24 protein-coding genes are annotated in these 26305 nt (G+C 67.4%); 9 read left to right on the top strand and 15 right to left on the bottom strand.

What is annotated here, in order from left to right; genetic code table 11:
* Position 1: 1 nt before the first annotated feature.
* Both PI246_RS07600 and PI246_RS07595 read left to right on the top strand, forming a co-directional pair.
* Entirely contained in the window at positions 2 to 442 is a 441-nt protein-coding gene (locus tag PI246_RS07600) for a secondary thiamine-phosphate synthase enzyme YjbQ (RefSeq protein ID WP_320550680.1), read from the top strand.
* Entirely contained in the window at positions 442 to 1245 is an 804-nt protein-coding gene (locus tag PI246_RS07595) for an ABC transporter substrate-binding protein (RefSeq protein WP_320550679.1), read from the top strand. The genes PI246_RS07600 and PI246_RS07595 overlap by 1 nt, the downstream gene beginning before the upstream one ends.
* Positions 1246 to 1254: 9 nt before the next feature.
* On the opposite strand, the gene PI246_RS07590 is transcribed toward PI246_RS07595, so the two are convergent.
* The 5 genes from PI246_RS07590 to PI246_RS07570 are packed head-to-tail and all read right to left on the bottom strand — an operon-like array spanning position 1255 to position 5798.
* Positions 1255 to 1959, bottom strand: a complete 705-nt coding sequence (locus tag PI246_RS07590) for an arginyltransferase (protein ID WP_320550678.1) — start codon at positions 1957 to 1959, stop codon at positions 1255 to 1257.
* 46 nt (positions 1960 to 2005) lie between these two features.
* Positions 2006 to 3535 (bottom strand): GAF domain-containing protein, encoded by a 1530-nt coding sequence (locus tag PI246_RS07585; protein WP_320550677.1) that lies wholly within the window; start codon positions 3533 to 3535, stop codon positions 2006 to 2008.
* Positions 3528 to 4124, bottom strand: coding sequence for a biliverdin-producing heme oxygenase (locus tag PI246_RS07580; RefSeq protein ID WP_320550676.1), 597 nt, complete (start codon positions 4122 to 4124; stop codon positions 3528 to 3530). The genes PI246_RS07585 and PI246_RS07580 overlap by 8 nt, the downstream gene beginning before the upstream one ends.
* Positions 4124 to 4516 (bottom strand): hypothetical protein, encoded by a 393-nt coding sequence (locus PI246_RS07575; RefSeq protein WP_320550675.1) that lies wholly within the window; start codon positions 4514 to 4516, stop codon positions 4124 to 4126. Before PI246_RS07575 ends, PI246_RS07580 begins: the two co-directional genes overlap by 1 nt.
* Positions 4517 to 4550: 34 nt before the next feature.
* Positions 4551 to 5798 carry an alkaline phosphatase family protein gene (locus tag PI246_RS07570; RefSeq protein WP_320550674.1) on the bottom strand — a complete coding sequence of 416 codons (1248 nt, stop codon included), beginning with the start codon at positions 5796 to 5798 and terminating at the stop codon, positions 4551 to 4553.
* Between the two features lie 49 nt (positions 5799 to 5847).
* Here PI246_RS07570 and PI246_RS07565 point away from each other — a divergent pair, with 49 nt between their 5' ends.
* Together PI246_RS07565 and hutU are read left to right on the top strand one after the other, a co-directional pair.
* Entirely contained in the window at positions 5848 to 6261 is a 414-nt protein-coding gene (locus PI246_RS07565) for a hypothetical protein (RefSeq protein WP_320550673.1), read from the top strand.
* 73 nt (positions 6262 to 6334) lie between these two features.
* Positions 6335 to 8011 carry a urocanate hydratase gene (gene hutU, locus PI246_RS07560; RefSeq protein ID WP_320550672.1) on the top strand — a complete coding sequence of 559 codons (1677 nt, stop codon included), beginning with the start codon at positions 6335 to 6337 and terminating at the stop codon, positions 8009 to 8011.
* Between the two features lie 60 nt (positions 8012 to 8071).
* Here the strand turns inward: hutU and msrA are convergent, their stop codons facing one another.
* Complete coding sequence (msrA, locus tag PI246_RS07555; RefSeq protein ID WP_320550671.1) at positions 8072 to 8737, bottom strand: peptide-methionine (S)-S-oxide reductase MsrA; 666 nt, start codon at positions 8735 to 8737, stop codon at positions 8072 to 8074.
* 271 nt (positions 8738 to 9008) lie between these two features.
* Between msrA and PI246_RS07550 the strand changes: the two genes are divergently transcribed.
* Both PI246_RS07550 and PI246_RS07545 read left to right on the top strand, forming a co-directional pair.
* Entirely contained in the window at positions 9009 to 10199 is a 1191-nt protein-coding gene (locus PI246_RS07550) for an HD-GYP domain-containing protein (protein WP_320550670.1), read from the top strand.
* Positions 10196 to 11446, top strand: coding sequence for a putative bifunctional diguanylate cyclase/phosphodiesterase (locus PI246_RS07545; RefSeq protein ID WP_320550669.1), 1251 nt, complete (start codon positions 10196 to 10198; stop codon positions 11444 to 11446). The genes PI246_RS07550 and PI246_RS07545 overlap by 4 nt, the downstream gene beginning before the upstream one ends.
* On the opposite strand, the gene coaE is transcribed toward PI246_RS07545, so the two are convergent.
* The 4 genes from coaE to pilB form a co-directional block, all read right to left on the bottom strand.
* Positions 11443 to 12048, bottom strand: a complete 606-nt coding sequence (gene coaE, locus PI246_RS07540; RefSeq protein WP_320550668.1) for a dephospho-CoA kinase — start codon at positions 12046 to 12048, stop codon at positions 11443 to 11445. The two genes, PI246_RS07545 and coaE, sit on opposite strands and share 4 nt — an antisense overlap.
* Positions 12045 to 12914, bottom strand: a complete 870-nt coding sequence (locus tag PI246_RS07535) for a prepilin peptidase (protein WP_320550667.1) — start codon at positions 12912 to 12914, stop codon at positions 12045 to 12047. Before PI246_RS07535 ends, coaE begins: the two co-directional genes overlap by 4 nt.
* Before the next feature lie 72 nt (positions 12915 to 12986).
* Entirely contained in the window at positions 12987 to 14252 is a 1266-nt protein-coding gene (locus tag PI246_RS07530; protein ID WP_320550666.1) for a type II secretion system F family protein, read from the bottom strand.
* A gap of 131 nt (positions 14253 to 14383) precedes the next feature.
* The gene (pilB, locus tag PI246_RS07525) at positions 14384 to 16102 is read right to left on the bottom strand and encodes a type IV-A pilus assembly ATPase PilB (protein WP_320550665.1); all 1719 of its coding nucleotides are present in this window, start codon (positions 16100 to 16102) and stop codon (positions 14384 to 14386) included.
* Positions 16103 to 16255: 153 nt separating this feature from the next.
* On the opposite strand from pilB, the gene PI246_RS07520 reads away from it, so the two are divergent.
* From PI246_RS07520 to PI246_RS07510, 3 genes are read left to right on the top strand one after another with little or no spacing between them, the layout of a single operon-like run.
* On the top strand, positions 16256 to 17110 hold the full coding sequence (locus tag PI246_RS07520; RefSeq protein ID WP_320550664.1) for a glycosyltransferase family 2 protein: 855 nt from the start codon (positions 16256 to 16258) through the stop codon (positions 17108 to 17110).
* Positions 17103 to 18290, top strand: a complete 1188-nt coding sequence (locus tag PI246_RS07515) for a glycosyltransferase (RefSeq protein ID WP_320550663.1) — start codon at positions 17103 to 17105, stop codon at positions 18288 to 18290. Before PI246_RS07520 ends, PI246_RS07515 begins: the two co-directional genes overlap by 8 nt.
* Positions 18287 to 19021: a class I SAM-dependent methyltransferase gene (locus tag PI246_RS07510; RefSeq protein ID WP_320550662.1), complete on the top strand. Its 735-nt coding sequence runs from the start codon at positions 18287 to 18289 to the stop codon at positions 19019 to 19021. The genes PI246_RS07515 and PI246_RS07510 overlap by 4 nt, the downstream gene beginning before the upstream one ends.
* Here the strand turns inward: PI246_RS07510 and PI246_RS07505 are convergent.
* The 5 genes from PI246_RS07505 to PI246_RS07485 form a co-directional block, all read right to left on the bottom strand.
* Entirely contained in the window at positions 19001 to 19951 is a 951-nt protein-coding gene (locus PI246_RS07505; protein ID WP_320550661.1) for a glycosyltransferase, read from the bottom strand. The two genes, PI246_RS07510 and PI246_RS07505, sit on opposite strands and share 21 nt — an antisense overlap.
* On the bottom strand, positions 19938 to 21092 hold the full coding sequence (locus tag PI246_RS07500; RefSeq protein ID WP_320550660.1) for a glycosyltransferase family 4 protein: 1155 nt from the start codon (positions 21090 to 21092) through the stop codon (positions 19938 to 19940). The genes PI246_RS07505 and PI246_RS07500 overlap by 14 nt, the downstream gene beginning before the upstream one ends.
* Positions 21092 to 22912 (bottom strand): asparagine synthase (glutamine-hydrolyzing), encoded by a 1821-nt coding sequence (gene asnB / locus PI246_RS07495; RefSeq protein WP_320551210.1) that lies wholly within the window; start codon positions 22910 to 22912, stop codon positions 21092 to 21094. Before asnB ends, PI246_RS07500 begins: the two co-directional genes overlap by 1 nt.
* Before the next feature lie 78 nt (positions 22913 to 22990).
* The gene (locus PI246_RS07490; protein WP_320550659.1) at positions 22991 to 24253 is read right to left on the bottom strand and encodes an oligosaccharide flippase family protein; all 1263 of its coding nucleotides are present in this window, start codon (positions 24251 to 24253) and stop codon (positions 22991 to 22993) included.
* A complete protein-coding gene (locus tag PI246_RS07485) occupies positions 24250 to 26199 on the bottom strand; it encodes a hypothetical protein (RefSeq protein WP_320550658.1) in 1950 nt (649 codons plus the stop codon). Before PI246_RS07485 ends, PI246_RS07490 begins: the two co-directional genes overlap by 4 nt.
* Positions 26200 to 26305 lie beyond the last annotated feature (106 nt).

Genomic DNA, 26305 nt, shown 5'->3' with positions numbered 1-26305 from the left:
CATGAGCCGCGCCCAACCCGTCCAGCACGTCGCACAGTCCACCGTCACCGTGCACACGCGCGGGCGCTCGCTCACCGACGTCACCGACCGCGTCGCCGACGCGGTCGTCGCCAGCGGCGTGGAGACGGGCATCGCCCACCTTTTTCTCGAACACACCAGCGCCTCGCTGCTGATCGGCGAAAACGCCGATCCCACCGTGCTGGGCGATCTGGAGCGCTTTTTCGCCCGCCTCGTGCCCGACGGCGATCCGTTGTTCCGGCACCGCGACGAGGGCCCCGACGACATGCCGGCCCACGTGCGTTCGGTGCTCACGGGCGTGTCGATCTCGGTGCCGGTGCATCGCGGCCGGCCGTTGCTCGGTACCTGGCAGGGCGTGTTCCTCTACGAACACCGTCACGAGGCGCACCAGCGCAAGCTCGTGATCACCGTTTCGGGGCACTGATGCAGGACGCTTACCCGCAACGCATCGTATGCCTCACCGAGGAGCCGACCGAAGTGCTCTATGCCCTCGGCGAGGCGCATCGCATCGTCGGCATTTCCGGTTTCACGGTGCGGCCGCCCCGGGCGCGCAAGGAGAAGCCGAAGGTGTCGGCGTTCACCAGCGCGAAGATCGACCAGATCCTCGACCTGAAGCCCGACCTGGCGATCGGTTTTTCCGACATCCAGGCGGATATCGCGCGCGAGCTCATTCGCGCGGGCGTCGAGGTGTGGATCAGCAACCACCGCAGCGTCGAAGGCATCGTCGCTTACATTCGCCGACTGGGTGCGATGGTCGGCGCAACGACCCGTGCGAACGCCTTCGCCGATCGGGCCGAGGCCAACCTCGCGCGTGTCGCGGCGCTGGCGGCCGCCCTGCCGCGCCGCCCGCGGGTGTATTTCGAGGAATGGGACGAGCCGCTCATCACGGGTATCCGCTGGGTGGGCGAACTGGTGCGTGTCGCCGGCGGCGACGATGTGTTTCCCGAGTTGCTGGAAGAGCCGCTGGCGAAGCAGCGTATCCTCGCCGATCCGCTGGAGGTGGTGCGCCGCGCGCCCGACATCGTGCTGGGTTCGTGGTGCGGCAAGCGGTTTCGCCCCGAGCGGGTGGCGGCGCGGCCCGGCTGGGCGACGATGCCTGCCGTGCGCGACGGTGAATTGCACGAGATCAAGTCACCCTTGATCCTCCAGCCGGGGCCGGCGGCCCTCTTCGACGGCGTGGAGGCCATCCACGCGGTGATCGCGCGCTGGGCGCGGCGGCAAGGTTAAGCGGCAGCGTCAATCGGGCAAGGCGACCCAGCGACCGTGTTGGCGTATCTCGAGCGCGCGGAAGCGGCGCTTGTAGTCCATCTTCGGGTGCCCTTCGATCCAGAAGCCGAGGTAGAGGTAAGGGATGCCCCGGCGGGCGGCGAGCGCCAGTTGCTGAAGGATGCCGAAGGTGCCAAGGCTGCGCGCCGTTTCGTCCGGATCGAAAAACGTGTAGACGGCCGACACCCCCGAGATCAGCACGTCGGTGACCGCCACGCCTACCAGGCGACCGTCCTTGCGGCATTCGAGGAACACCGTGGGGCTCCACGGGGCCGTAAGGAATCGCTGGAAATCCTCGGCGTCGGCTGCGTCCATGCCGCCACCGCTATGCCGTGCGGCGAGGTAGCGCCGATAGAGCGCGTGCCGCTCCGGCGTGAATCCGGGGGCCGCTTCGATCACCGACAGATCGGCGTTTCGTTTCAGGCAGCGTTGCTGGGTGCGGCCCGGCGAGAACCGCTCGACATCGATGCGGCAGGGGATGCAGGCCTGGCAGCCGGCGCACTGGGGCAGGTAGAGGTGACCGCCGGCCCGGCGGAAGCCCTTGGACAGGGCGGAGCCGTAGAGCCGGTCCAGGTTCGGTGCGCCCGGGTCGACCACGAGGTTCTGCGCCATCCGCTCGGCGTAATAGCCGCACGTGTGCGGCAGGGTCTGGAACAGGCGGACGCGATCGGTCATGGCGCCATGTTATAGCGCCCCGGCAAAACCCATGTCACCGCGACCGCTAAGCGTGGGTGTCGTTCGCGGACATCCGTTCGATGAGCACGCGCATCGCCCGGGCGGAATCCAGGTGCTGGCGCGACCAGGGGCGCGAGCGACCCTGCACGGTTTCCTGCCATGCGGCGAAGCTCTGCCGCGGCGACAGGCGCGCCCCGGGGATGGCCTCGAGCTTCGCCAATTGCGGATTGCCGGCCCAGCGCACCTGCCGCACCTGCTCGGTGCGGGTCCACATCACTGCGGCCGGAACGCCCAGGGCCAGGGGCATGTAGACGATGCCGGCCGCCGCGCTCGCGATGGTGGGCTCGTCCAGCGCGGGAAAGCTCTCGACCAGGCGATCGGTGTGGAACACGCCGATGACCCCGTCGGCACCGGTGAGCGGCGCGTCGGCGACCGCGTCGCGGATGCGCCATAACGCCTCGGGGCCGGGCAGGGTGCCATGGCGGGACACCCCGTCGGCGGTGAAGACGGCCACGCCGTCCGCATCGACGACATCCAGCAATTCGGGTGCGAGCGACGTGAGCAACGCCGCCTCGATGCGATGGCTGCCGCTGAAGGCGGTGATGAGCTTTTCGCGCACCGTGAGCAGCGCACTTTCGAGTTCGATATGGTCGAGTTCTTCGATGGCCAGCACGCGTGCCGCGAACGCACGCGCCACGGCGTCGGCCGTTTCCCGCATCGTGTGATCGGCGAAGAAGGGGCTGTAATGATGGCAGGCGATGAGGCCCCACAGACGGCCGCGCGTGAGGATGGAGGCGACCAGCGTGCCGGTGACGCCCATGTTGCCCAGGTATTCCAGATGCACGGGCGACACGCTGCGCAGCGACACGTCGGAGAGGTCGGCGGGTTCGTTCGTGAGCGGATCGCAAGGGGGCACGATCGGCGATGGCACATAGGTGCAGTCGCTGATCTGCCTTACGCGGTTGCGCAGATAGAGCGCGCGCGCCTGCGGGGGAATGTCGGTGGCCGGGTAGTGCAGGCCGAGATAGGCTTCCAGGTCGTTGCGGCGCGCTTCGGAGACCACCTCGCCGTTCCACGCTTCGTCGAAGCGGTAGACCATTACGCGGTCATAGCCGAGCACGTCGCGCAGGCTGCGCGCGACGCGAGTCGCCGCGCGTTCCACGGTCAGGTCGTTGTCGAGCCTGAGCGCCAGGTCGTAGGCGAAGCGGATCGGGTCTTCGTCGAAACGCGATTCGCGCGGTTCGATCTCGATCATCCAGCGCGTGGGATACGCATGCACACACGCATACCAACCCGTAGTCGCGGGCGCCTGAGGGAATCCGACCGGCACCCACGCGCTGTGTCCCGGACGCGCGTCGTCGTCGAAGAGATCCGCCGGCAGGGTTAGCAGGTCGGCCAGCGGCGCGTCCGGCAGGGTGCCGGGCTCCACGCCGAGTCGATGGGCCGCGTTGCCGCTGGCCTGGCGAACCGTCGCCGTCGCGGCGTCCACGACGAGCAACACGCCGTGCGGCTGGATCGAGCCGGGGATGTGGATCGGCTCGCGATCGCAGGCGGTCAGGTCGGGCAGGTCAGGCATGGGCGGCGGGATCCTCTAACGCCTGGCGGAAGCGCGCGAACATGCGCCGCGCGCCTTCGACGGCGAGACGCTGGGTCTCCTCGTCGACCAGCGCGGCGTCGAGCACGGACTGGAAATGGCGCCAGCGCGACGGGGTGTCTTCGCCCAGGGCGTAGTAGCGATGGGCGTGCAACGGGAATCGCGCGCGTAGGTGGCCGACGATCACGCGGCCACCGAGCGTCGAGCCTTCGATGACGTAGAGCTCGCCCCAGTAACACGCCTCGTCGTCGCCCGACGGCACGTCCGTCGTCCATGCGGCGGCTCCGAGCGGGCCGGGCGTGGGCGCGTCGCCGACGTCCGTCGCCAACGGGGCGAGACGCGAGGTGTAGGCCCAGCGCGGCTGGATGCGGTCCAGCCACCCCGCGCGCGCGCGTTCCCAATGGGTGAACAGGCCCAGCTGCGCCGCCAGCAACTGGCGATAGCCGGCTTCGTCCATCCGCCCGTCCATGAGCCGACGCATGCCCTCGGTGGCTTCGGTGGCCTCGTGCGCGTCCCGGGTCCGTTCGCGCAAGGCCCGGTGGGCTGGCATCGGTGCGTGGCCGCCGTCCATCAGAGCACCTGGGTGGCCTTGAGCACGATCATCAGCATCACTCCCGCAACGATCGCGAGCACCATCAGACGGATACGCGCGGCCGTGCGCTGCGCGGGCGGCTGGAAGCGGGGATGGCGATGGACGCGGAGTTCTTCCTGGAAGCGCACCGCCGGCTCGATGCCGATGTCCTTGAGCAGGGCGCGTGCCTTGGGGAAATCGTCGGGGCGCTTGACCCACACCTGCGGCCACGCATCGCGGTTGTCGTTGCGTTGGGAGTAGCTGAATCGCTGGTAGGTGGGGCGGTTCCAGTTCGACCGGTTCGTCACCGTGGTCTCGACGTCGTTGTCGGCGAGAAGGGCGACGATCCGGTCGATGTTGTCCTGGCGGGGGGAGGTATAGATCTGGCGCATCGGCCGATTCTACGGGATTCCCCCCGCAGGGTCGTCAGTGGGCGAGCAGGCCCTTCACATCGTCCAGGTGGCCGTCGTTCGGCTGGGGCGGCACGCCCAGCAGGTGCATCAGCAGCGGATAGACGTCCACGTTGGGAAACGGCGCAATGGTGGCACCGCGGACGAAGTCGGGGCCGTGGGCTACGAACAACGCGCGCATGGTCGGATCGAGGTTGTCGTAGCCGTGTTCCCCGAACGACATCGGCGTGGTGCGCCGGTCCATGGCCGCGTGGCTGATGATCGCCCAGCCGGTATCGGCCAGGCAGAGGATCGCGGGCACCCGGCGATGGGTACCGTAGTCCAGGCGCTTGGGCAGGTCTTCGCGCCGGTAACACGTCATGTGGTCGTGCGGGCCCAGCAGGCGTGCGATCGCGTGGGTAGCGTCGTGGCCGGGCCGGGGGTTGAACGTGGCCATCACGCCGTAGGAGACCGGATCGAGGTCGTCGAGGTCGGTTTCGTCGTCGGCGAACACCGTGTTGCCCTTCGGCACGCTGGCCATGCCATGGTCGGACACGACGACGATGTCGGTCTGGTCGTAAAGACCACGGCGGCGCAGTTCGGCGACCAGGTAACCCAGGGCGTCGTCCACCTCACGCATCGCCGCGTTGACCTCGGGCGAATCCGGCCCGTGGTCGTGCCCGGCATGGTCGACGCCTTCGAAATAAAGCGTGTCGAACATCGGCCGGGGACCCGGCTCGTCGATCCAGGACAGCAGCTTATCCACGCGCTGGCGCGGCGTGATGGCGCCGTCGTAGGGAATCCAGTGATCCGGGCGCACGCCGTGGATCTGAGCTTCGGTGCCCGGCCAGAACATCGTGGCGGTCCGCAGGCCGTGCTTCTGCGCCGTGACCCAGATGGGCTCGGCGTCGGACCACCAGCGGCCGTCGCTGGTCGCCGCGTGGTTGGAGAGATCGAACTCGCCCAACACGGGGTCGCGCATCGTGTTGTTGACGATGCCGTGGTGGTCGGGCACCAGGCCGGTCACCAGGGTGTAGTGGTTGGGGAAGGTCAGCGACGGAAACGACGGGAGCATGTACGGCGCCTGCGCGCCATCGGCGGCCATCGCTTCGAGGTTCGGGGTGATCTTGCGATCCCGGTAATCGGCCCGGAACGCGTCGATCGAGATCAGCAGCACCGGGTGGCGGGTGGCGGGAGCGGAGGGCGGTTGCTGGGCGCAACCGGCCAGCAGGACGAGCAAAAACGCGGTGACGGCACGCCACCGGGATGGCAACACGAGGTTCATGCGGGGAAACGTAGGCTGGGGACAGTCCCTCGCATTCTGGACCAGGACGATGACCAAATCATCTCGCCGTACCCTTCTGGTGTTCGCCGCCCTCGCGCTCCCCGCGATCGCGGTGGCGCAAACCGACCCCCGTGCGACGACCGCCCGGCCTGCCGGGCAGCCCGCCCGCACGACGACCCCCGCCCCGTCGACGGCCCAACGCGACTGGCAGCGCGCGGTCGACCAGTCGCGGGTACAGAGCCAGCAGCGCCAGAATGCCGTCCAGCAGCAACTGCGCCAGGACAACATGAATCGCCAGATGAACGCGACGACCGATCCGGCGCTGCGCAGCCAGCTCGACAACGCCAACCGCACCGACCAGTCGCTCTACCGCTCGCGACAGGATGACGCCCGCAAACGCTACGACGCCAGTCACCCGGGCCAGCCCGCGCCGCCGGCCGGCACGTCCTCTACCGGGCGCTGATTGCTGCAACGCATCTGGCGGGCGGCGAAGGCCGCCGCCCATAATGGGGTTTTCCCGCATCCCGGAGCCCCCGATGACGGCCGTTACCCGCATCGACACCACCCGTACCGTCCGTGCGCCGCGCGGTACGGAACTCAGCTGCAAGAGCTGGCTCACCGAAGCGCCGTTCCGCATGCTGCAGAACAACCTCGACCCGGAGGTGGCGGAGAACCCGGCGGAGCTGGTCGTCTACGGTGGCATCGGCCGCGCTGCGCGCAACTGGGAGTGCTTCGACGCCATCCTGCGCGCCCTGCGCGAACTGCGCGACGACCAGACCCTCCTGGTCCAGTCCGGCAAGCCGGTGGGCGTGTTCCCGTCCCACCCGGACGCCCCTCGCGTGCTCATCGCCAATTCCAACCTGGTGCCGGCCTGGGCGAACTGGGACCACTTCAACGAGCTCGACCGCAAGGACCTCATGATGTACGGCCAGATGACGGCCGGCTCCTGGATCTACATCGGCTCCCAGGGCATCGTCCAGGGCACCTATGAGACGTTCGTCGAGATGGGGCGCCAGCACTACGGCGGCAGCCTTGCCGGCCGTTGGATCCTCACCGCCGGCCTGGGCGGCATGGGTGGGGCGCAGCCCCTCGCGGCCAGCCTGGCCGGCGCCTCGTCGCTCACCATCGAGTGCCAGCAGAGCCGCATCGATTTCCGCCTGAAGACGCGCTACGTCGACGAGCAGGCCCGTGACCTGGACGACGCCCTCATGCGGCTGGATCGCTACGCCAAGGAGGGTCGCGCGGTATCGGTGGCCTTGCTGGGCAACGCGGCCGACGTGCTGCCCGAACTCGTGCGTCGCGGCGTGCGCCCGGACGCGGTCACCGACCAGACCAGCGCGCATGACCCGGTCAACGGCTACCTGCCGTCCGGCTGGACCGTCGACGAATGGCTGGAGCGCCGCCGCACCGACCCGACCGGCACCGCCCGGGCCGCCAAGGCGTCGATGCGCCGCCACGTCGAGGCGATGCTCGCCTTCCACGCGCAGGGCGTGCCGACCTTCGACTACGGCAACAACATCCGCCAGGTGGCGAAAGACGAAGGACAGGCCGATGCCTTCGCCTTCCCCGGTTTCGTGCCTGCTTTCGTGCGACCGCTGTTCTGCCGCGGCGTGGGCCCGTTCCGCTGGGTGGCGCTGTCGGGCGATCCGGAGGACATCTACCGCACCGACGCCAAGGTGAAGGAGCTGATCCCCGACGATCCGCACCTGCATCGCTGGCTGGACATGGCGCGCGAGCGCATCAGCTTCCAGGGCCTGCCGGCGCGCATCTGCTGGGTCGGCCTGGGCCAGCGCCATCGCCTGGGCCTCGCGTTCAACGAGATGGTGCGCAACGGCGAGCTGAAGGCGCCCGTGGTGATCGGCCGCGACCACCTGGATTCCGGCTCGGTCGCCAGCCCCAACCGCGAGACCGAAGCCATGCGCGACGGCAGCGACGCGGTCAGCGACTGGCCGTTGCTCAACGCGATGCTCAACGTGGCCGGCGGCGCGACGTGGGTGAGCCTGCATCATGGTGGCGGCGTGGGCATGGGTTACAGCCAGCACAGCGGCGTGGTGATCGTGTGCGACGGCAGCGAAGCGGCGGATCGGCGAATCGCGCGCGTGCTGTGGAACGATCCCGGCACGGGCGTGATGCGCCATGCCGATGCCGGTTACGACGAGGCCGTGGCCTGCGCGAAGGCGCAGGGCCTGAACCTGCCCATGCTGAAGGGATGATGTCGCCGCGGCCATCCCCGGGGCGGCCATGAGCCCGGGGAGGGTCCGGAAAACCGCCCTCTACCGGCCGTTGGCCCATTGCGGGGTGTAGCGCTCCGGGTAGAGCCGGGCCAGCGCCAGCACCTTCGGCCGGTCATTGATCACGATGTAAGGCGTATCCGGGTTCAGGCGCATGTAGTCCTGATGCTCGTCTTCGGCAGGATAGAACCCCTTCAGTGGCACCACCTGGGTCACGATGGGGGCGGAAAACGCGTGGGCCGCCGTGAGCTGCGCCACGTAGGCGTCGGCGATCGCCTTCTGCTCGGGCGACCCGTAAAAAATCGCGGACCGATACTGGGTGCCGCGATCGGGCCCTTGGCGATTGAGCAGGGTGGGATCCTGCGCTACCGAGAAGAACACCTGGAGCAGCTGCCCGTAGCTCACCTGGGTGGGGTCGTACACGACTTTCACCGACTCGGCGTGGCCCGTGTCGCCCTCGCTCACATCGTCGTAGTTGGCATGCGCCGCGTCACCGCCCGCGTAGCCGGTACGCACGCTGCGCACGCCGCGCACGTGCTGGAAAACCCCTTCGACACCCCAGAAGCAACCGCCGGCGAAGACCGCCGTGGCATCGCCCTGCGTCGGGCGGGCGTCCCGTGCGGGAGGCGGCAGGCGAAGGCCTTCGTCGCGGGCGGACGCGGTGCAGGCGGTGAGGGCGAGCAGCAGCAACGGAAGCAGGCGGGGCATGGGCGTTTCCTCGACAGGACTTCTCCATGAGACCGGCGATCGGCGGGTTTGCTGACAGGCGCTTCAAGTTCCGCCGTCATCGGCCGATAAGGCCGGGTCGACCGTGGGTAGCTCCCGGAAACGTCGATTCGGCATGCTGTGTGGCTGACGGCGGCCTTTCGCGTCTGGGATACTCGATACGTCGCGCCGGGAGGGGGCGTGGCGTCGCGGACGGTGTTGCGTTCGAAACGAGGAGCAGTGGCAAGTGGCGTACGATCTGGTAGAGAGGCGCGTGTTCGTGTACGACCTGGAGGTCGGCATGTACGTGAGCCGTCTCGATTGCGAGTGGTCCGACACCCCGTTTCCGATGGCGGGCGTGCCGATCACCTCGCGCGACGACATCGACAAGCTCAGCCGCTTCTGCAAATACGTGTTCGTCGACATGGCGCGCCGGGTGGTGCCCGCCCGCGTGGTGCCCACGCCCGCCCCGCGCGCCGCGCTCAATCTGCGCCTGGTGCCCAGGCAGGCCTATGCCGATACCGCCACCTTCGACGAGGAACTCCCCCGGGCGACGACGGCGTTCGAAACGGTGCGCACCTTCACCGGTCGCCTGATCGGCGACCTGCGCCAGGACAGGACGTTTGATCCGGAGGCGCTCGACGAGGCCGTGCGCCCCATGGTGGACAGCCTGCTGCGTAGCGCCGACACGTTTGCCTGGGTGGAAAGCCTGCGTCGCCGCGATGGCTACGGCCATCGCCGGCCGGTGGGTTGCGGCATGCTCGCGGCCGCCTTCGGGCGGCACATGGGGTACGACGAAGACGCGGTCGTCAGCCTTGCCAAGGGAGGGCTGTTGCTCGACGTGGGCATGTGCCGGCTGCCGGCCGAGGTGCTGGAGCGCGAGGGCCCGCTGGATGACGCTGAGTGGGTCCAGGCACGTCGGCACGTGGAAGAAGGTCTGGCCATCCTCGACCGGGCCGGCATCGCCGACGCGGAGGTGCGCGACATGGTCGCCACCCACCACGAACGCTTCGACGGCAGCGGCTATCCCGACGGACTCGCGGGCACGGCCATCCCCCTCGCCGGACGCATCGCCGGGATCATCGACACATACCACGCGATGTCGGCCGAGCGTCCCTACCGCGCCCCGGTGTCGCAGCACAACGCCGTCAGGCAGATCTACGCCGGGCGCGACCGCGACTTCCAGGGCGAACTGGTCGAACAGTTCCAGGCCTGCGTGGGCGTCTACCCCACCGGCTCGCTGGTGGAACTGGGCACGGGCGAGGTCGCGGTGGTGGTGATGCAGAACCCGTCGCGGCGTTTGCAGCCGAAAGTCGCCGTGCTCAGCCGGCCGGACAAGCAGCCGCTCGGCCGCCCCCTGCTGGTGGACCTCGTGCAGCAGGAGGGCGGCGTGCGCCGCGACATCCAGCGCACCCTGCCGGCCGGCAGCCACGGCATCGATCCAAGGAACATCATCAGGCCATGAACGATCGGTCCCATATCCTCGCCGCGGTGCAGGTCATGCTCGACCGTGCGGTTCCCGATACCGGCTTGTGTGCCGTGCTGGTGGTGCGTCTGAAGGGCATGCGCGAACTGCAACTGCGCTTCGGCTACGGCTTCGGTAGCGACATCATGCTCGCGGCCCGGGATCGCATCGTCGAGGCGGTGCGGCATGTCGACAAGGTATTCGTCGCCGGCGACGACAGCGTGGTGATCGTGCTCCCCGCGATCCGCAACCGTACTCACGCCATGCTTGCCGCCACCCGCATCGTGGGCGCGTTCGATTCGCCACTGCCGCATCCGGAACGGCCCTGGCATGGGCGCATCGCCATCGGGGTGGCCATGCATCCCGATCACGGCACCACCGCGGAGTGGCTCTACCGCCGCGCGGAAATGGCCCACGACGATGCCGTGCGCCTCGCTGAGCCGTTCGCCATCTACGAGCCGGACGTAACGCCCGTGGATATCCTCTACGGCGAGCTGCGCGAAGACATCGAGGGCAACCGTCTCCACGTGGCCTTCCAGCCCCTGCGCGACCTGCGCAGCGGCGAGATGGTGCGCGTGGAGTCGCTGGCGCGCTGGAGCACGCCCATGCACGGGGACGTGGCGCCCGCGGACTTCATCCCCTTCGCCGAGCGCAGCGACCTGATCGTGCCGCTCACGCGCTGGAGCATCAACGCCTCGTTGCGCCACGTGGCCTCGCTTCATCGGGGCCACTGCCCGCTCGACGTGGCGATCAATCTCTCGCCGCGGGTGTTCGTCGAGCACGGCTTCGCCGAGCAGATCCTCGGTGCGCTGGAGATCTGGGGCGTGCCGGCGAGTTCCGCCATCCTCGAAGTCACCGAAACCGCGTTGCTGACCGATCTCGACGTGAGCGTCCGCGGCTTGCGCCGCCTGCGCGATTGCGGGGTGCGGGTCGCCATCGATGACTTCGGCACGGGCTACGCCTCGTTCGCCTACCTGCGCCACTTCCCGGCGACGGAGCTCAAGATCGACCGTTCGTTCGTGAGCGCCATGACGTCGGACCGGCGTACCGAGCAGCTCGTGCGCGCCATGGTCGAGGTGGCGCATCGCCTGGGCATGGAGGCGGTGGCCGAAGGCGTCGAGAACGAAGAAACCCTGTTGCGGCTGGTCGAGATGGACTGCGACGTGGTGCAGGGATATCACATCGGTCGCCCGGTGCCCGCCGAGGCATTCGTGGCGGAGCGCCTGGCGGCGGCGTCGCTCGTCTAGCCTGGCGCGAATCGGGCCAGGTAGCGCTCGTGGAGCGCCTGCACCTGGCGATCGAGCTGGCCTTCGTCCCCGTCGTTGACGATGACGTCATCGGCGATGGCCAGGCGCCGTTCGCGCGGGGCCTGTGCCGCGATCATCTTCCGCGCCAGGGCCTCATCGATGCCGTCGCGCCGTGTCAGTCGGGCGACGCGAAGGTCTTCGGGCGCATCCACCACCAGCACGCGATCGACCCAGGCGTAATGGGCGTGGTTTTCCGCCAGCAGTGGGATGGAGAGGATGCAGTAGAGGCCCCTGTCCGCGTTCGCCGCCTCGCGCAGCCAGTCGCGGATGCGCGGGTGGAGGATGCCTTCCAGCGTCGTCCGCGCGGCAGGATCGTCGAACACGCGCTGGCGCATCGCCGGGCGGTCGAGGCGGCCCTCGGCGTCGAGGGTGCCCGGTCCGAACACCCGGGCGACCTCCGCCAGCGCGGGCGAGCCCGGCTCGACCACGGCGCGTGCGGCCGCGTCGGCGTCGTAGGCGCGAACGCCCCGCGCCTCGAAGCGACGCTCGACCGCGCTTTTTCCCGACGCGATGCCGCCGGTCAGGGCGACGACGCGACTCACGAGAGACCCGTGAAACGCATGTAGCCGTCGAGCAGGCGATCGCCCACCAGGAGCCAGACCCACCCGGCGGCCGCGATGTAAGGCCCGAAGGGCATCGGTACGTCGCGATCGTGGCGACGCAAGGCCATGAGGGTGCCGCCCACGATCGCGCCGATGAGCGAGGACAGCAAAACGATCGGCAGCAGCGCCGACGGTCCCATCCAGGCACCGAGCGCGGCCAGCAGCTTGAAATCGCCGTGGCCCATGCCTTCCTTGCCCGTGAGCAGCTTGAACAGCCAGTAGATGCTCCACAGGCTGAGGTAGCCGATCAGGGCCGCGAGGATCGCCGATGAGGGCGATACCGGCAGCGGTTGCCATCCCGGGATGAGGGTCAGGCCCAGCCCGATCCATAGCAAGGGGTAGTTGAGTTCGTCGGGCAGCAGCTGCGTGCGCGCGTCGATGCCCGACAGCGCGATGAGCAGGTAGGTGCAGAGCAAGGCCGCGAGGGTGCCGGCCCCGACGCCGAAGCGCCAGACGACGATCGCACTGGCCGCGCCGGCGAGGCATTCCACCAAGGGGTATTGCGCGGAGATCCGCTCGCCGCAGTAGCGGCAGCGGCCACGCAGCAGGAGCCAGCCGACCAGCGGCAGGTTATCCCGCGCGGCCAGCCGGTGCTTGCAGTGCGGGCAATGGGACGGTTCGAGGGCGATACCCGGCGGCTTCGGCTCGTCGACCTCGGGCAATTCGAGTACGTCGCGGGCCTGCCGGCGCCATTCCCACTGCATGCGCAGGGGCGTGCGCAGGATCACGACGTTGAGGAAACTGCCGACGAGCAGGCCGAAGATCGCGGCGAAGGTGATCCAGAGAGAGAGCGGGAGGTCCGGCATGGGGGTTCCGTGGACATGAAAAGGCCCTCCGCGAAGGCGCGAGAGGGCCGTCGGGCTACCCGGCGGGGGCCGTTACGTCGTACCGGCGATCTTGAAGATCGGGAGGTAGAGCGAGATGACCATGCCGCCGACGAGGCCGCCGAGGATCACCATGATGAACGGCTCGAGCAGGCTGCTCAAGGTATCGACCGCGTTGTTCACTTCTTCTTCGTAGAACTCCGCCACCTTGAACAGCATCGAGTCGAGCGAGCCGGACTCTTCGCCGATGGCGGTCATCTGCACCACCATGTTGGGAAACAGGTTGGTCTGGCGCATCGCCAGCTGCAGCTGATGGCCGACCGAGACGTCGTCGCGCATGCGCAACACCGCCTCGCCGTAGACGATGCTGCCCGTAGCGCCCGAGACCGCCTCGAGCGCCTCGACCAGGGGGACGCCCGCCTGGAAGGTGACGCCGAGCGTGCGCGCGAAACGGGCGAGGGCCGATTGCCTCAGCACGTTGCCGATCACCGGGATGCGCAGGGAGAGGCGGTCCAGGAAGTGGGCGAATTTCGCCGAGCGCTTCTTCGCCATGACGAAGCTCACGCCGGCACCGGCGATGATGAGGATCATCAACCACCAGTAGGACTGGGCGAATTCCGAGGCCTTCACGACCACGAGGGTCGGCACGGGCAGGTCGGCGCCGGCATCCTTGAAGGTCTGCTGGAAGACGGGTACGACGAAGAGCAGCAGGATCATGGTGACCAGGAAGGCCACCACCATCACCATGGCGGGATAGAAAAGCGCCTTCTTGATCTTGCCCTTGATGGCCTCGACGCGCTCCTTGTAGGTGGCGACGGTATCGAGGATCGTGTCGAGCACGCCCGCCGATTCACCGGCATGCACCAGGTTGCGGTACAGCTCGTCGAACTGCACCGGGTACTGGCCCAGCGCCTCGTGCAGCGAGGCGCCGCCCTCGATGTTGGTCTTGACGTCGTTGAGGATGTTCTTGAAGCGAACGTTCTTCTGGCCGTTCGCGATGATGTCGAAGGCCTGGACCATGGGCACGCCCGACGCCATCATCGTGGCGATCTGGCGGCTGAAGATGGCGACGTCACGCGGCTTTACCGCCTTGCCGCTGCCGCCGAACAGCGGCTTGGACCGCTCGCGCACGGTCTGCGGGTTCATGCCCTGGCGGCGCAGTTCGGCCTTTACCAGCGCGGCGTTCTTGGCCTGCATCTCGCCGGTCATGCGCTTGCCGCGCTTGTCCAGGGCGGTCCAGTCGTACATGGACAGCTTCGCCACGTCCGCTCGCGCGGCACCCACGGCCCGTGTGTTCTTGTTGGCGGTGGCGAGAGCCATGCGCGGTGTTCCCCCTGGTCAATCCGTCGCGAAGACGCCCTCGGGCGTCCCGCACCAGCGGAGAGTCTGAACGACTTTCCGCTTATTTTTCTGCCATATGGCGCACATCCTGACGGGACCGCCGCGGAACATCAATCCTTGGTGACGCGGTTGATCTCGGCCAGACTGGTCACGCCGTTCCTTACCTTGAGCAGGGCCGACGCACGCAGGTCGTTGATGCCCGCCTTGCGGGCGACTTCCGCGATCTGGAGGGCGTTGCCGCCCTCCAGGACGATCTTCTGGATCTCTTCGACCATGGGCATCACCTGGTAGATGCCCACGCGGCCCTTGTAGCCCTCATTGCACCCGTCGCACCCCACCGGCTCACAGAGGGTGATACCTGCATCGATTTCTTCCTGGGTAAAACCTTCGGCCAGCAGGGCGGCGGCGGGCAGGTGCACCTCGCGCTTGCAGTCGTGGAGCCGTCGCGCCAGGCGCTGGGCGATGATCAGGGTGACCGACGAGGTGATGTTGTAGGGCGCGATGCCCATGTTCATCAGGCGCGAAATGGTCTGCGGCGCGTCGTTGGTGTGCAGGGTGGACAACACCATGTGACCGGTCTGGGCGGCCTTGATGGCGATCTCGGCGGTTTCCAGGTCGCGGATCTCGCCGACCATGATGACGTCCGGATCCTGGCGCAGGAACGAACGCAGCGCGGCGGCGAACGTCATGCCGCGCTTGGTGTTCTGCTGCACTTGGTTGATGCCCTCGACGCGGATTTCCACCGGGTCTTCGACGGTGGAGATGTTGCGGCCCTCGACATTGAGGATGTTCAGTGCCGTGTAGAGCGACACGGTCTTACCCGAGCCGGTGGGGCCGGTGACCAGCACCATGCCGTAGGGCTTTTCGATGGCGTCGAGGTACAGCTGCTTCTGCACTTCCTCGTAGCCCAGCTTGTCGATGCCGAGCTTGGCCGACGAGCCGTCCAGGATACGCAGCACGATCTTTTCGCCGAACAGCGTGGGCAGGGTGCTGACGCGGAAGTCGATGGCGCGGGTCTTGGTCAGGTTGAGCTTGATGCGGCCGTCCTGCGGCACGCGGCGCTCGGCGATGTCCAGGCCGCTCATCACCTTCAGGCGCGAGGCGATGCGGGTGCCGAGCTTGATCGGCGCCGTCGCGACGACGCGCAGGATGCCGTCCATGCGCAGGCGGACCCGGTAGACCGTCTCGAACGGCTCGAAGTGGATGTCGGACGCGCCCCGCTTGATGGCGTCCACGAGGATCTTGTTGACGAACTTGACGACGGGCGCGTCGTCGTTGGCCGTGGCGTCGATGCCGGTGGTGGTGCCCTCGCCGTCGTCGTCGCCGGTTTCGAGCGAGAGCTCGTCCAGCCCCCCGTCCTCGAAGCCAGGGACCGAGCTGTTCATGGTGGCGAGCGCGTTGTCGATCACCCGGCGCAGCTGGGCCCGCTCGACCAGCACCGGCTCCACCATATGGTTGGAGTGGAACTTGATCTCGTCCAGGGCGTGCGACTGCATGGGATCGGCGATGCCGACGAACAGGCGCTTGCCACGCTTGAACAGGGGCAGGGCCTGGTGCTTGGTGATGAGCGCTTCGGTGACCAGGTCCAGCGGCATGCCGGTGGTGGGCATGGCGCTCAGATCCATCAGCGGCATGCCGAATTCCGCCGAGGCCACCTGGGACAGCCGGTTGCTGTCCACGAGGTTGTGGTCGACCAGCCAGGCGGATAGCGAGGCACGCTTTTCGGCGGCGTCCTGCACGGCCTTGCGGACGTCCGCCTCGGGCAGCACGCCTTCGGTGACCAGTCGCCGCGCCATGCCCGTGAGGCCAGCCAGCATGGGTTGGTGCATGTTCGAAACCATATGGCGTCCGCTACCCCGAGACTGGGGAGAAATCTACTCCAGAACATCAGGCGGGTCACGCCGTGGTCGCGTGAAGACCGGGCCACGCCCACGCGCGTCGGGCCTTTCCCTTATCATCGACGCTCCACCGGGGATACCCTCTTGAGCCATATCAGCATCATCCTTCCCGCCAAGAACGAAGCCGCCGCGCTGCGTGACCTCCTGCCACGCCTGAAAGCGGCCCAGCCGGGGGCCGAAGTGATCGTGGTGGACGACGGCTCCACCGATGGCACCCCCGGGCTTTGCGCCGAACTGGACGTGATCTGCCTTTCGTCCCCTTACTCGATGGGCAATGGGGCCGCGATCAAACGCGGCGCCCGGGCCGCCCATGGCGAAATCCTCGTATTTATGGACGGCGACGGCCAGCACGACCCGGCGGACATCGACCGCCTCGTCGCCCGCCTGGGACAGGGCTACGACATGGTCGTGGGCGCCCGCGACTGGGAAAGCCAGGCCGGTGTCGGCCGTGGCGTGGCCAACACGCTCTATAACTGGCTGGCCAGCCGCATGACCGGCCACGAGGTCGCCGACCTGACGTCCGGTTTCCGGGTGGTCCGGGCCAGCCGTTTCCGCGAGTTCCTGCACCTGCTCCCCAATGGGTTTTCGTACCCCACCACCAGCACGATGGCGTTCTTCCGCAGCGCCTATGGCGTGGCCTACGAGCCGATCAAGGCCGGGCAGCGGGTGGGCAAGAGCCATATCAAGCCGTTGAAAGACGGCATCCGGTTTCTCCTGATCATCTTCAAGATCGCCACGCTGTATTCGCCGCTGAAGCTGTTCGCGCCCGTCAGCGCGATGTTCTTCCTGCTCGGCTGCATCAATTACGCCTGGACCTTCTGGTCGGTCGGCCGCCTGACCAATGGCAGTTCCCTTATGTGGAGCGCGGCGGTCGTGGTGTTTCTCATCGGGCTGGTCTCCGAGCAGATCACCTCGCTGACCTATCGTCGCGATGACTGACCCCGGTCGTCCGCGACTGATCGTGCTGGCGACGACGTATCCGCGGTGGCACGGCGATCACGAACCGGGGTTCGTTCACGAGCTCGCGCGGCGGCTCACCGGGCGATTCGACGTGGTAGCGGTGGTGCCGCACGCGAAGGGCGCCAAGCGCCGCGAGATCCTCGATGGGGTGAGCGTGGTGCGTTACCGCTACGGAGCGGATCGCTGGGAGACGCTGGTGCAGGACGGCGGCATCACCACGCACCTGCGGCGTTCGCCGTGGAAGTGGTTGCTCGTGCCGGGCTTTTTCCTGATGCAGTGGCTGACGGCACGGCGTTTCGCCGACGACCGCACGGTCGTCCATGCGCACTGGATCGTGCTGCCCGGTATCGTGGCGAGGCTCCTGCGTCGTCCCTACCTGGTGACGTCCCACGGGGCCGATCTGTTCGCCTTGCGGGGGCGCTGGCCGGTTCGCCTCAAGCGATGGGTCATGGCGCGGGCGAGTGCCACCACGGTGGTCAGCCGAAGCATGCTTCCGCTCGCCACCGCGCTCGGCGGCCGAGCGGTGCCCGTCGTGGCGCCGATGGGTGTCGATCTCGCCACACGTTTCACGCCGGATGCAGCCGCTGCGCGGGAGCCCGATCACCTGCTTTTCGTGGGGCGCCTGGTCGAGAAGAAGGGGATCGACATCCTGATCGATGCGCTGCCGGCCATCCGGGCGTCGCGCCCGTCCGTCCGTCTTTCCATCGTCGGCCACGGCCCCTTGCTGCCTTCGCTGCAAGCGCGGGTGGCGCAGCGGGGCCTGTCGTCGGCGGTGACCTTCGTCGGGCCGGTACCGTCGGCGAGCCTCCCGGCATGGTACCGGCGCGCATCGCTTTTCGTGGCGCCGTTTCGTCCCGCTGACTCGGGCGATCAGGAAGGCTTGGGATTGGTGCTCGTGGAGGCGCTTGGCTGCGGTTGCCCGGTGGTGACGACGGATGTGCCCGCCGTCGGCGACGTCGCCGACGATATGGCCGGCGTGACCCGTGTAGCCGCCGGACAGGCCGACGCGCTGGCCCAGGCCGTGCTGGCACGGCTGGAGGCGGGGCCGTCGATGGGTCCCCTCGCGACCCGCGACCTGTTGCTCGAACGATTTGACTGGGATCGGGTGGCCTCTCGCTATACCGGGCTTCTGGACAGCGTAGGGAGCGCCCCGCCATGACCTCGAACCCTCGACGGCAAGGCCATGCCACGCTCGACCTGTCGTCGAGGGCGGCTAAAGGTCTCAAGATCGAACGGCTGCTCGAACCGTCGCCGCCGCGCGGCGGGCGACTCCTGGAGGTCGGTACGGGAGCCGGTGGGATCGCGCATTATTTCGCCACGCGGTCGTCCTACGCGTTTGAGGTGGATGCCGTCGACGTGGACGATCGCCGGCAGGTGCGCGACGGGTATCGCTTCACGCCGGTCCACTCGACGGCGCTACCGTTCGACGCGGACACGTTCGACGTTGTCATCTCCAACCACGTCATCGAACATGTGGGCCTGCAGGACGACCAGCTTCACCACCTTCAGGAGATACGGCGCGTGCTGAAGCCGGGCGGGATCGCCTATCTGGCGGTACCGAATCGCTGGATGCCGGTCGAACCGCATTTCAGGGTGCCGCTGCTCAGCTGGTGGCCTCGTGCCCTGCGTTCTCCCTGGTTGCGACTGTGGCGACGCGGCCGCGTCTATGATTGCGAACCGCTGACCCTCACGGCATTGCTCGACCTGATTGCCCGCGCGAACCTCCACGGGGACGTGGCGTCTGTCAAGGCCTTTCGTGCCTGGGTTGCGATCGAGTCGCCGGGCGGGATCCTCATACGGGCGCTGGCGCGCCTGCCCGATCGCTGGCTTGAGCACCTGCGGGCGCTCATTCCCACGCATGTGTGCGTGTTACACAAGCGGCCGACGTAACGTCTCGCCTGTCGCCTCTGCGGTCCCTCGCGCGAACGAGGCGGCGGAACCCAGCTTGACGATCATTGCCGCCACGGGGAACGGCAGCACGCCGCTCGTCGCGAGGCGGTCGAGCCATGGCGCCGCCATCTCAGCCAGGCGCCCGGCCAGTATCGCCGCGGACCGCCGGAGAAGGCGACCGCTTGCGTCGATGCGACCGTAGCCCAAGGCGCGATACGCGTCGGGGTAGGCGAGGTGAAAACGTGCCGCCCCGAACCTGCCTGCTTCCCTCAGCTTTCGAAACACCGATGGAAGGCTAAGGATATCCCTATGGATGACGCAGGCGTCCTCGACCCACCCGATCGTGCCCAGCCGTCCCATTCGGATGAGCAGGTCACGATCTTCGAATCCGTACTGCCGGTAGGCGCTATCGAACCCCCCTGCGGCGAAGAACGTCGCCCGCCTCACGGCGAGATTCTGTGAGGTACCCGCGTAGTGCCTGCCCGCGGCAAACGCGTGCCGACGTCGTACCGATGCTTGCGCTTGATACCGGGACCAGAACGCGTCGTCAAAGCCCTTTACGTCACCGCACGTTGCGACATGCCCCGCATCGATGGCATCGAGATGACGTTGCACGAAGTGGGCATCGGCAGGTAGGCAATCGCAGTCCATGAAGACCAGGACGTCTCCCTGCGCTTCTTCGGCGCCGCGATTGCGTGCGGCCGACCGTCCGGCGTTCTGAGCGAGCCTGACGACACGGATCGACGTGTCGTCAGGCAGCGCGTCGAGCTCCCTGACAGTGCGCTCGCGTGAGCCATCGTCCACGATGACGACCTCAAGCGTCGCTCCGGACACGCGCTGCGCATGAAGCGCGAGTACGGCGTCGAGCGCCCGGGCGCCGTCTTCGAATACGGGAACGATGACGGATACCTTTCGCTCAGCCGAGGTCATCGGATGGTCCGGAACGTCGTTGGATGAGCGTATCGAATAACCCGAGATAACGCTTCGCCACGAGGGTCATTTCGAATCGATCTTTCACCATCGCCCGGTTGGCCGCTCCCATGGCCATGAGCACCTCCGGCGTGGCATCCAGGGCGTTCGACAGGGCGGTCGCCAATGACTCGACGTCCTCCGGTTCCGCAACCCAGCCGTTCCCCTCGCCGATATATTCGTCCAATCCGCCGCATCGGGTAATAAGAAGGGGCTTACCGCGCTCCATGGCTTCCAGTCCGGCGTTGGACATGCCCTCGTAGCGTGAGGCAAGCAGGAAGACATCGGCGTGCTCCAGTTCCCTCTGCACGTCGGCGGGTGACAATTCGCCCAACCAGTCGATGGCATGGTCCACGCCCAGCTCCCGTGCCAACGACGCGAGCCTCGGGTGCTCAGGGCCGTCGCCCGCGACGCGGACCTGCCCGGGCGACAGCCGCGTGCGATGTAACGCCAGGGACCGGATCAAAAGATCCAGGCCTTTCTGCGGGGCCAACCGTCCCACCGTAAGAAACGTGGGCGGATGACGCGGCACGCGCGGTGTCGCGTCGCGCAGCGGTATGCCGTTGGGAATCCTCGTGTAGCGCGAGGCATCGAATCCTGCCTGGTCGAGTTCATCGACCATGGCTCCGGCGATGAGGTTGATCGCGTCACACTCCCGCGATAGGAGATCGATCACCTGGTTCGACATCGGCAGTCGCTGCAACGCATGGACGTCGCCCGTGCCGCGCACGTTCGCGGGCACGGCGACGAGCGGGCGTGACAGCCATCCCCACCGCTTCAGCAACGCCGTGACGGCCGCGCCCTCGTTGAGAAAACGGGCGTAGACGATATCGAATCGTTTTCGGTGCCGAATCAGAAGCAACCCAAGCGACAAGGCATACGTCACCGCACGAAGGGCACGGCCCCCTCGGCTCCAGGTGCGAATGCGCAAGGTGCGAAGCATTGCGCCGTTCTCCAGCGGCAGGTAACCCGGCCGCATCCGCCGACCGGCGACCGTGACTTCATGTCCCTCGGCGATCCACGCCGTAGCCAGGCGATAGGCCTGCATTTCAGCGCCACCGGTCACGAACTGGGGTAGGTCCGATATCACGAAAATATGCATCAGGGATCCACCCCGTGAGCCTGCATCCATGCGGTAAGCAAGGCGACAGGCCACAACTCGCGGCTGAAGTCGGCCCGGCCCATACTGTGGTCTCGCCACATGCGGCGCACGTGTTGTGCATCGACGCCTTCGATGGCGTCAAGGCAGGGCGCCCCGATCGCGGCGTCCGTCCATGCGCCAAGAGGCCCTCTGAGCCAATCGCACATGGGCACGTCGAAGCCCTGCTTGGGCCGGTCGATCAAGTCGTCGGGCACATAACGCCGGAGGATGTCCCTCAACAACGGTTTGGACGGGCCATTCAAAGGAAGTGCCTGATCGGGCAGCTTCCAGGAAAACGACACCACGCGGTGGTCGAGAAACGGCGTGCGCGATTCCAGGCCGTATCGCATGGTCGCGCGATCGACCTTCTGCAGGATGTCGTCGGGGAGGAAGTCCTGTTGGTCCGCGAGCATGACCTGGCGTTGCGGCGAGAGTCCTCGTACCGTAGTGGAACGACCCGCGTCACCCTTGAGATGGAAGCGCGTATCGGCGCCGACAAACGCTTTGCGCATCGTGCCCAGCGACACCGCCTCGGCACGCGATGCCCAGCGGGCAGCACGCCCCCCGACGCCCGCTTTACCGGCAAACCCATGAAGGGCGCCGGTCATCCATCGCCGTGGCCCGACGGGAAGTCCCCCGACCTGGCCCCACATGTCGACGATCGCACGATACCGACCGTACCCTGCGAACAGTTCGTCGGCACCGTCGCCCGAAAGCGCGACGGTGACCTTCGAGCGGGCCATGCGAGCCAGCAACAGCGTGGGTATCTGAGACGCATCGGCGATCGGTTCATCGAGCAGTAGAGGCAGCTCGCACGCCACCTCGAGCGCATCCTGGGCCCTGACCCTGAATTCGGTGTGTTCGGTGCCCAGGTGACGAGCCACCGCGCGCGCATGGGCGGACTCGTCGAAGCGTGCATCAGTGAACCCGATGCAGAACGTGTGCACCTGGACCGGCGACGATGCCTGCATCAAGGCCGTGACCAGGCTGGAATCGACGCCTCCCGAGAGGAAGGTCCCCACCGGCACGTCGGCCGTCATGCGGGACCGGACCGCCTGGCCCAGGAGTGACTCGAGCGCCTCCGCGGGGCGAACGATCGGTTCCGGGGACGGTGCCTCCTCGGTCGCCACGTCGCTGAGTCGCCAATAGGTGCGTTGCATGCGGTCCAGGGCGGCCGCATCGACCGGCCTCGTCGTCATGTCCGCGGGCGACAGACGCATGATCGTGCCCGGCGGGAGCCGGTAGATCCCTTTGACCAGGGATGGCGATCCCGAAACGAAACCATGTCGCAGGAAGTCGACGGCGACGCCTTGATCCAGGCGGGGGTGCCATCCGGGCAGGGATGCAAACGCTGTCAGTTCGGAGGCGAAAGCGAACGCGTCGCCAAGCCAACCGAAGTAGAGCGGCTTTTCACCCATGCGATCGCGCACGAGCGTCAGGCTGGCGTCCCCTTCATCCCAAAGCGCGAAAGCGAACATGCCATCCGCCCTGCGCAAGGTCGTTTCAAGCCCCCAGGCAGCGATGGCGGCCAGGAGGACCTCCGTGTCTGAGGATCCATGCCAGGTGCGGCACAGGCCTTCTCTTTCGAGTCGTGACCTTAGCTCGGCGTGGTTGTAGATTTCACCGTTGTAGGTGATGACCAGCGTGCCATGGCGCATCGGTTGTCGGCCGGTCTCGCCCAACCCCACGATCGCGAGACGCCGATGCCCGAAGGTGGCGTGCCCGGACAATTCGACGACGTTCTCGCCGTCCGGCCCGCGGTGGCGCAACCGCTCGAGCATGGACTGCACGATCGCGGTACCCGCATGGTGAGGATCGATCAGTCCGGCGATGCCGCACATCGTTTGACGACTCCAGGCTTAGCGGGCGGCGACGGCCGCGCCCCGCAGGCGCCGGGCCACGACGCCCCAGGTGATCAGGGCAAGGCAGGCTTCGGTCGTGACGATCATGCGGGCCGCCCCGGCGAGCCCGGCATGGGGTACGAACCACCCGCCGAACACGCAAAGCATCATGATACCTGCGGATTCGATGCCTAGCCTCAGCCATTGTCCGTCCAGCCCAAGCAGGACATTTCCCCCGAGCATGCGCAGCGCATAGGCGGGCAGCAACCACGCAAGCATGCGCGCGGCGGAGACGGCACCGACGAACGAGGGCCCCAGGAGCCACGGTAACGCTGGCGCGGCGGCATGAACCAGCAGCATCGCCATGGCGCTGAACGCCAGGCTGCCCAGAAAGACGACGAGGATCAGCCGCTGACGGTGCGCCGGCTCCGCGTGGTGCCGGAAAACCCGGGGCAGGACGGACATGGCCAATGCATCGACCGGGAGCGAGAAAATCGTGATGAGCCGATAGGCGGACGCATACAGCCCGGCGACGGCGTCGCCAGCCAGGTGCAGCACGAGGCTCTTGTCCAGCGACGTGAGCGCATTGGTGGCGGCCCAAACGGAGCAATAGCCCAGTCCGTCGCCGAGATCGCGCCGTGTCAGAGTCTCGATGACGCGGCGGGGGCGAAGCACGCCACGGGCCATCGCCACCGCGCCGACGGCCGCCAACAGCGTCGCCCCCAGATGAATCACGCTGTATGTCGCGATGGTGGAAGGCAAGGGGAGCACCAGAAACGCCAGGGCACCCGCAAGGCGTACCAGGGCGGTGAGCGCGGGAAGCGCGGCCGCGAAACCGAGGCGTTCGTGCGCGTTGAACGCAAACGAGCAAAACGAGACCACCGGGAAAAGCATCGTCTCGGACAATCCGATGGCGATGACGGAGAGCGCGTCGGCGTGCGAGCGGTCGATCATCCGGCTCGCGACGATGAAGGCAAGCGCCATGCCTGCCCCGCTGAGCAGGGTCCAACGAAGACCCTTGTGCCAATAGGCGTCGAAGCGTTCAGGCTCCCTTGCCACGACCCGCAGCAAGAGCACGCCCAACCCTAGCCCGCTGAACGCGCCGAGAAACGTCGCCAGCCCGGCGACGCCGGCGAAGATGCCGTAACCCGGCGCGTCGAGCTTGCGGGCGATCGCCAGTAGCCAGAGTGCTTGCGAGCCGACCCGCGCCAGTTGCCAGAAAAGCGCAAGACTGGTGTTGATCGCCAACCGCCCCCGCAGCAAGCGCCTGAACCCGATCATGGTTGGGCATCGCCTTTGTGGGATAGCGATTCGCGGAGGGATGCAATGTCGTCGTCCAATCGTCCGCCGAAGTTCAACCGCTCGAGGACCGGAATCTGGTCGCGGGCGATCGCTGGCTGGCCGGTCGCTAGGGCGCGGCGGGCGAGGTTGATGCGGTAGACCGGCTCATCGGGCGCTTTCTCGACGGCCCTTTTGGATAACCGCAGGGCCAGCGCATCGTCATCGAGCGTCACGGCGGCAAAGTCCGCGTAGGCGGAGCAGAGTCGGGCCGAAGGCGCCGGATGGTCCATCGCGGCATCGAATGCCTGGTGCAGGTCGTTCGGCTCGAAGTGGCAGCCACCCTGGCGAAGGCAGCCCGCGAGCGCAATGAGTGCGCTTTCATCCTGTACGGTGGCTGGGCGTGCATGGAGCTTGGACCGCATTGACGACCACCATGCCTGTTTTATGGGCAGGCCGGCCCGTGCGTACAGAAAGATGAGCGCCTGTTCCGCGAGGACCGACGCCCCCGGCATGGCAGCGGCCGATTCGAGTGGCGGCACGGCCTTGGCGATATAGGGCGACGACGTTTCATAGCGGGACGCGATGATATAGGCGCGCCCGAGTTCGTATTGCGCACGGTGGGAGGACGGGCCGCGGTGTCCCACTTCTTCGGCGAGCGTCAGGGGGGTGCCCCATGCGTTTGCCGTAGCGTACGTGACCGCCATGGACCCGCCGATCAGGATGACCGATAGCGTGAGAGCGACCGTGCTTCCTGCCCAGCGTGTCCGTGCCGACGCCACCAGCCGGCAGACCTCGCCGACGGCGAGCACGACGCCCAGGCTCGCGAAATAGTTCCGGTGTTCGTATACCAGTTCGAGCGGGAGCACGGTGCCGGTCAGCGTTTGGCACGCCAGGAAAAACAGGATGCCCAGGGCCAGCAGCGGCGCCTTGGCCCGACTGCGCCAGGCCAGCGCCAGCAAGACGAGGATCCCGATCATGCTCGGCAGCGTCGTCCATGGACTGAACAGCGCGGTGCTCTGTACGAAATCGTCGTGATAGAAGGACAGGGCGGATGGGATCGGGACGATCGTCCACGCCAAATAGTCGAGGATGACCCTCGGCTCGGTCATCAGCCGCGTCGCGAGCGTGAAGTCGCGCGTGGCCCAGGCGCCTGGTTGGAACAGGGTCGGCACGATCCATGCCGCACCGATGACCAGGGGGAGGCCGAGGATCGCCACATAGACCGTGGTCAATGCCTTGCGTGCGCGGCTTCCAGGCTCGCCAAAGCCTAGAACCGTGGTTTCGAGACACAGCGCGTACAACGGCAAAAGCACCGCCGTCTCTTTCGCGAGCACGCCGATGCCGGTGCACGCGACCAGCCAGGCGGCGGCAAATACCGCATCACGCACCCGGAACCTCGCACGGGTCCGCAGGCGCAGGTAGCCGATGAGACCTGCCAGCACGAAGAGGTTGGCCAGGCTTTCCATGCGCTGGACGACGTAAAGCACCGCCGTGAGATTGATGGGTGCCACCAGCCACGCGAGGCTGAGCGCAAAGGCGATCGCCAGCCGCGTGCGCGGTAGATCCCCTGGGTGAGTCCTGCGCAGCAATCCCACACAGAGGGCGAACACCAGCCACCCGTTGAGGATGTGGATCGCGATGTTGGTGGCCTTCATGGCCGAGGCATCGAGTCCGGACGTAAGCACGTTCGCGGCGAAGCTGAGGGAGGACAGGGGCCGTTTCAGTTCACTGGAGGGCGACGACAACGCCGCTGCCGTCAGTTCGGCCACGGTGGCGTGCCTGGGCTGCACCAGGGGGTTGTCGACGATATTGGGGTAGTCGTCGAACACGAAGCCGCCGCCCAGGCCGGGGACGTAGAGCAGCCAGGTCACAAGGGCCAGCATCGCCATGCAAAGGATGGTGGTCAGGTAGCCGGACGAAAAGCGTTTCATGCCGTGGCGGGGCATCGCGGCGTCCGTCTGCCCGATGCGGGGCGACGGGGCAGGGCTGGAAATCAAGGCGGCCTCGGGTCAGCGATTCGCCCGGCATGCTAGCACCATTGGCCCGCATCAA

Source organism: Luteibacter sahnii (genome assembly GCF_034063545.1).
Lineage (GTDB): Bacteria > Pseudomonadota > Gammaproteobacteria > Xanthomonadales > Rhodanobacteraceae > Luteibacter > Luteibacter sahnii.
The sequence above is the reverse complement of the archived record's forward strand: the minus strand, read 5'-3'. Positions and strand labels throughout refer to the sequence as shown.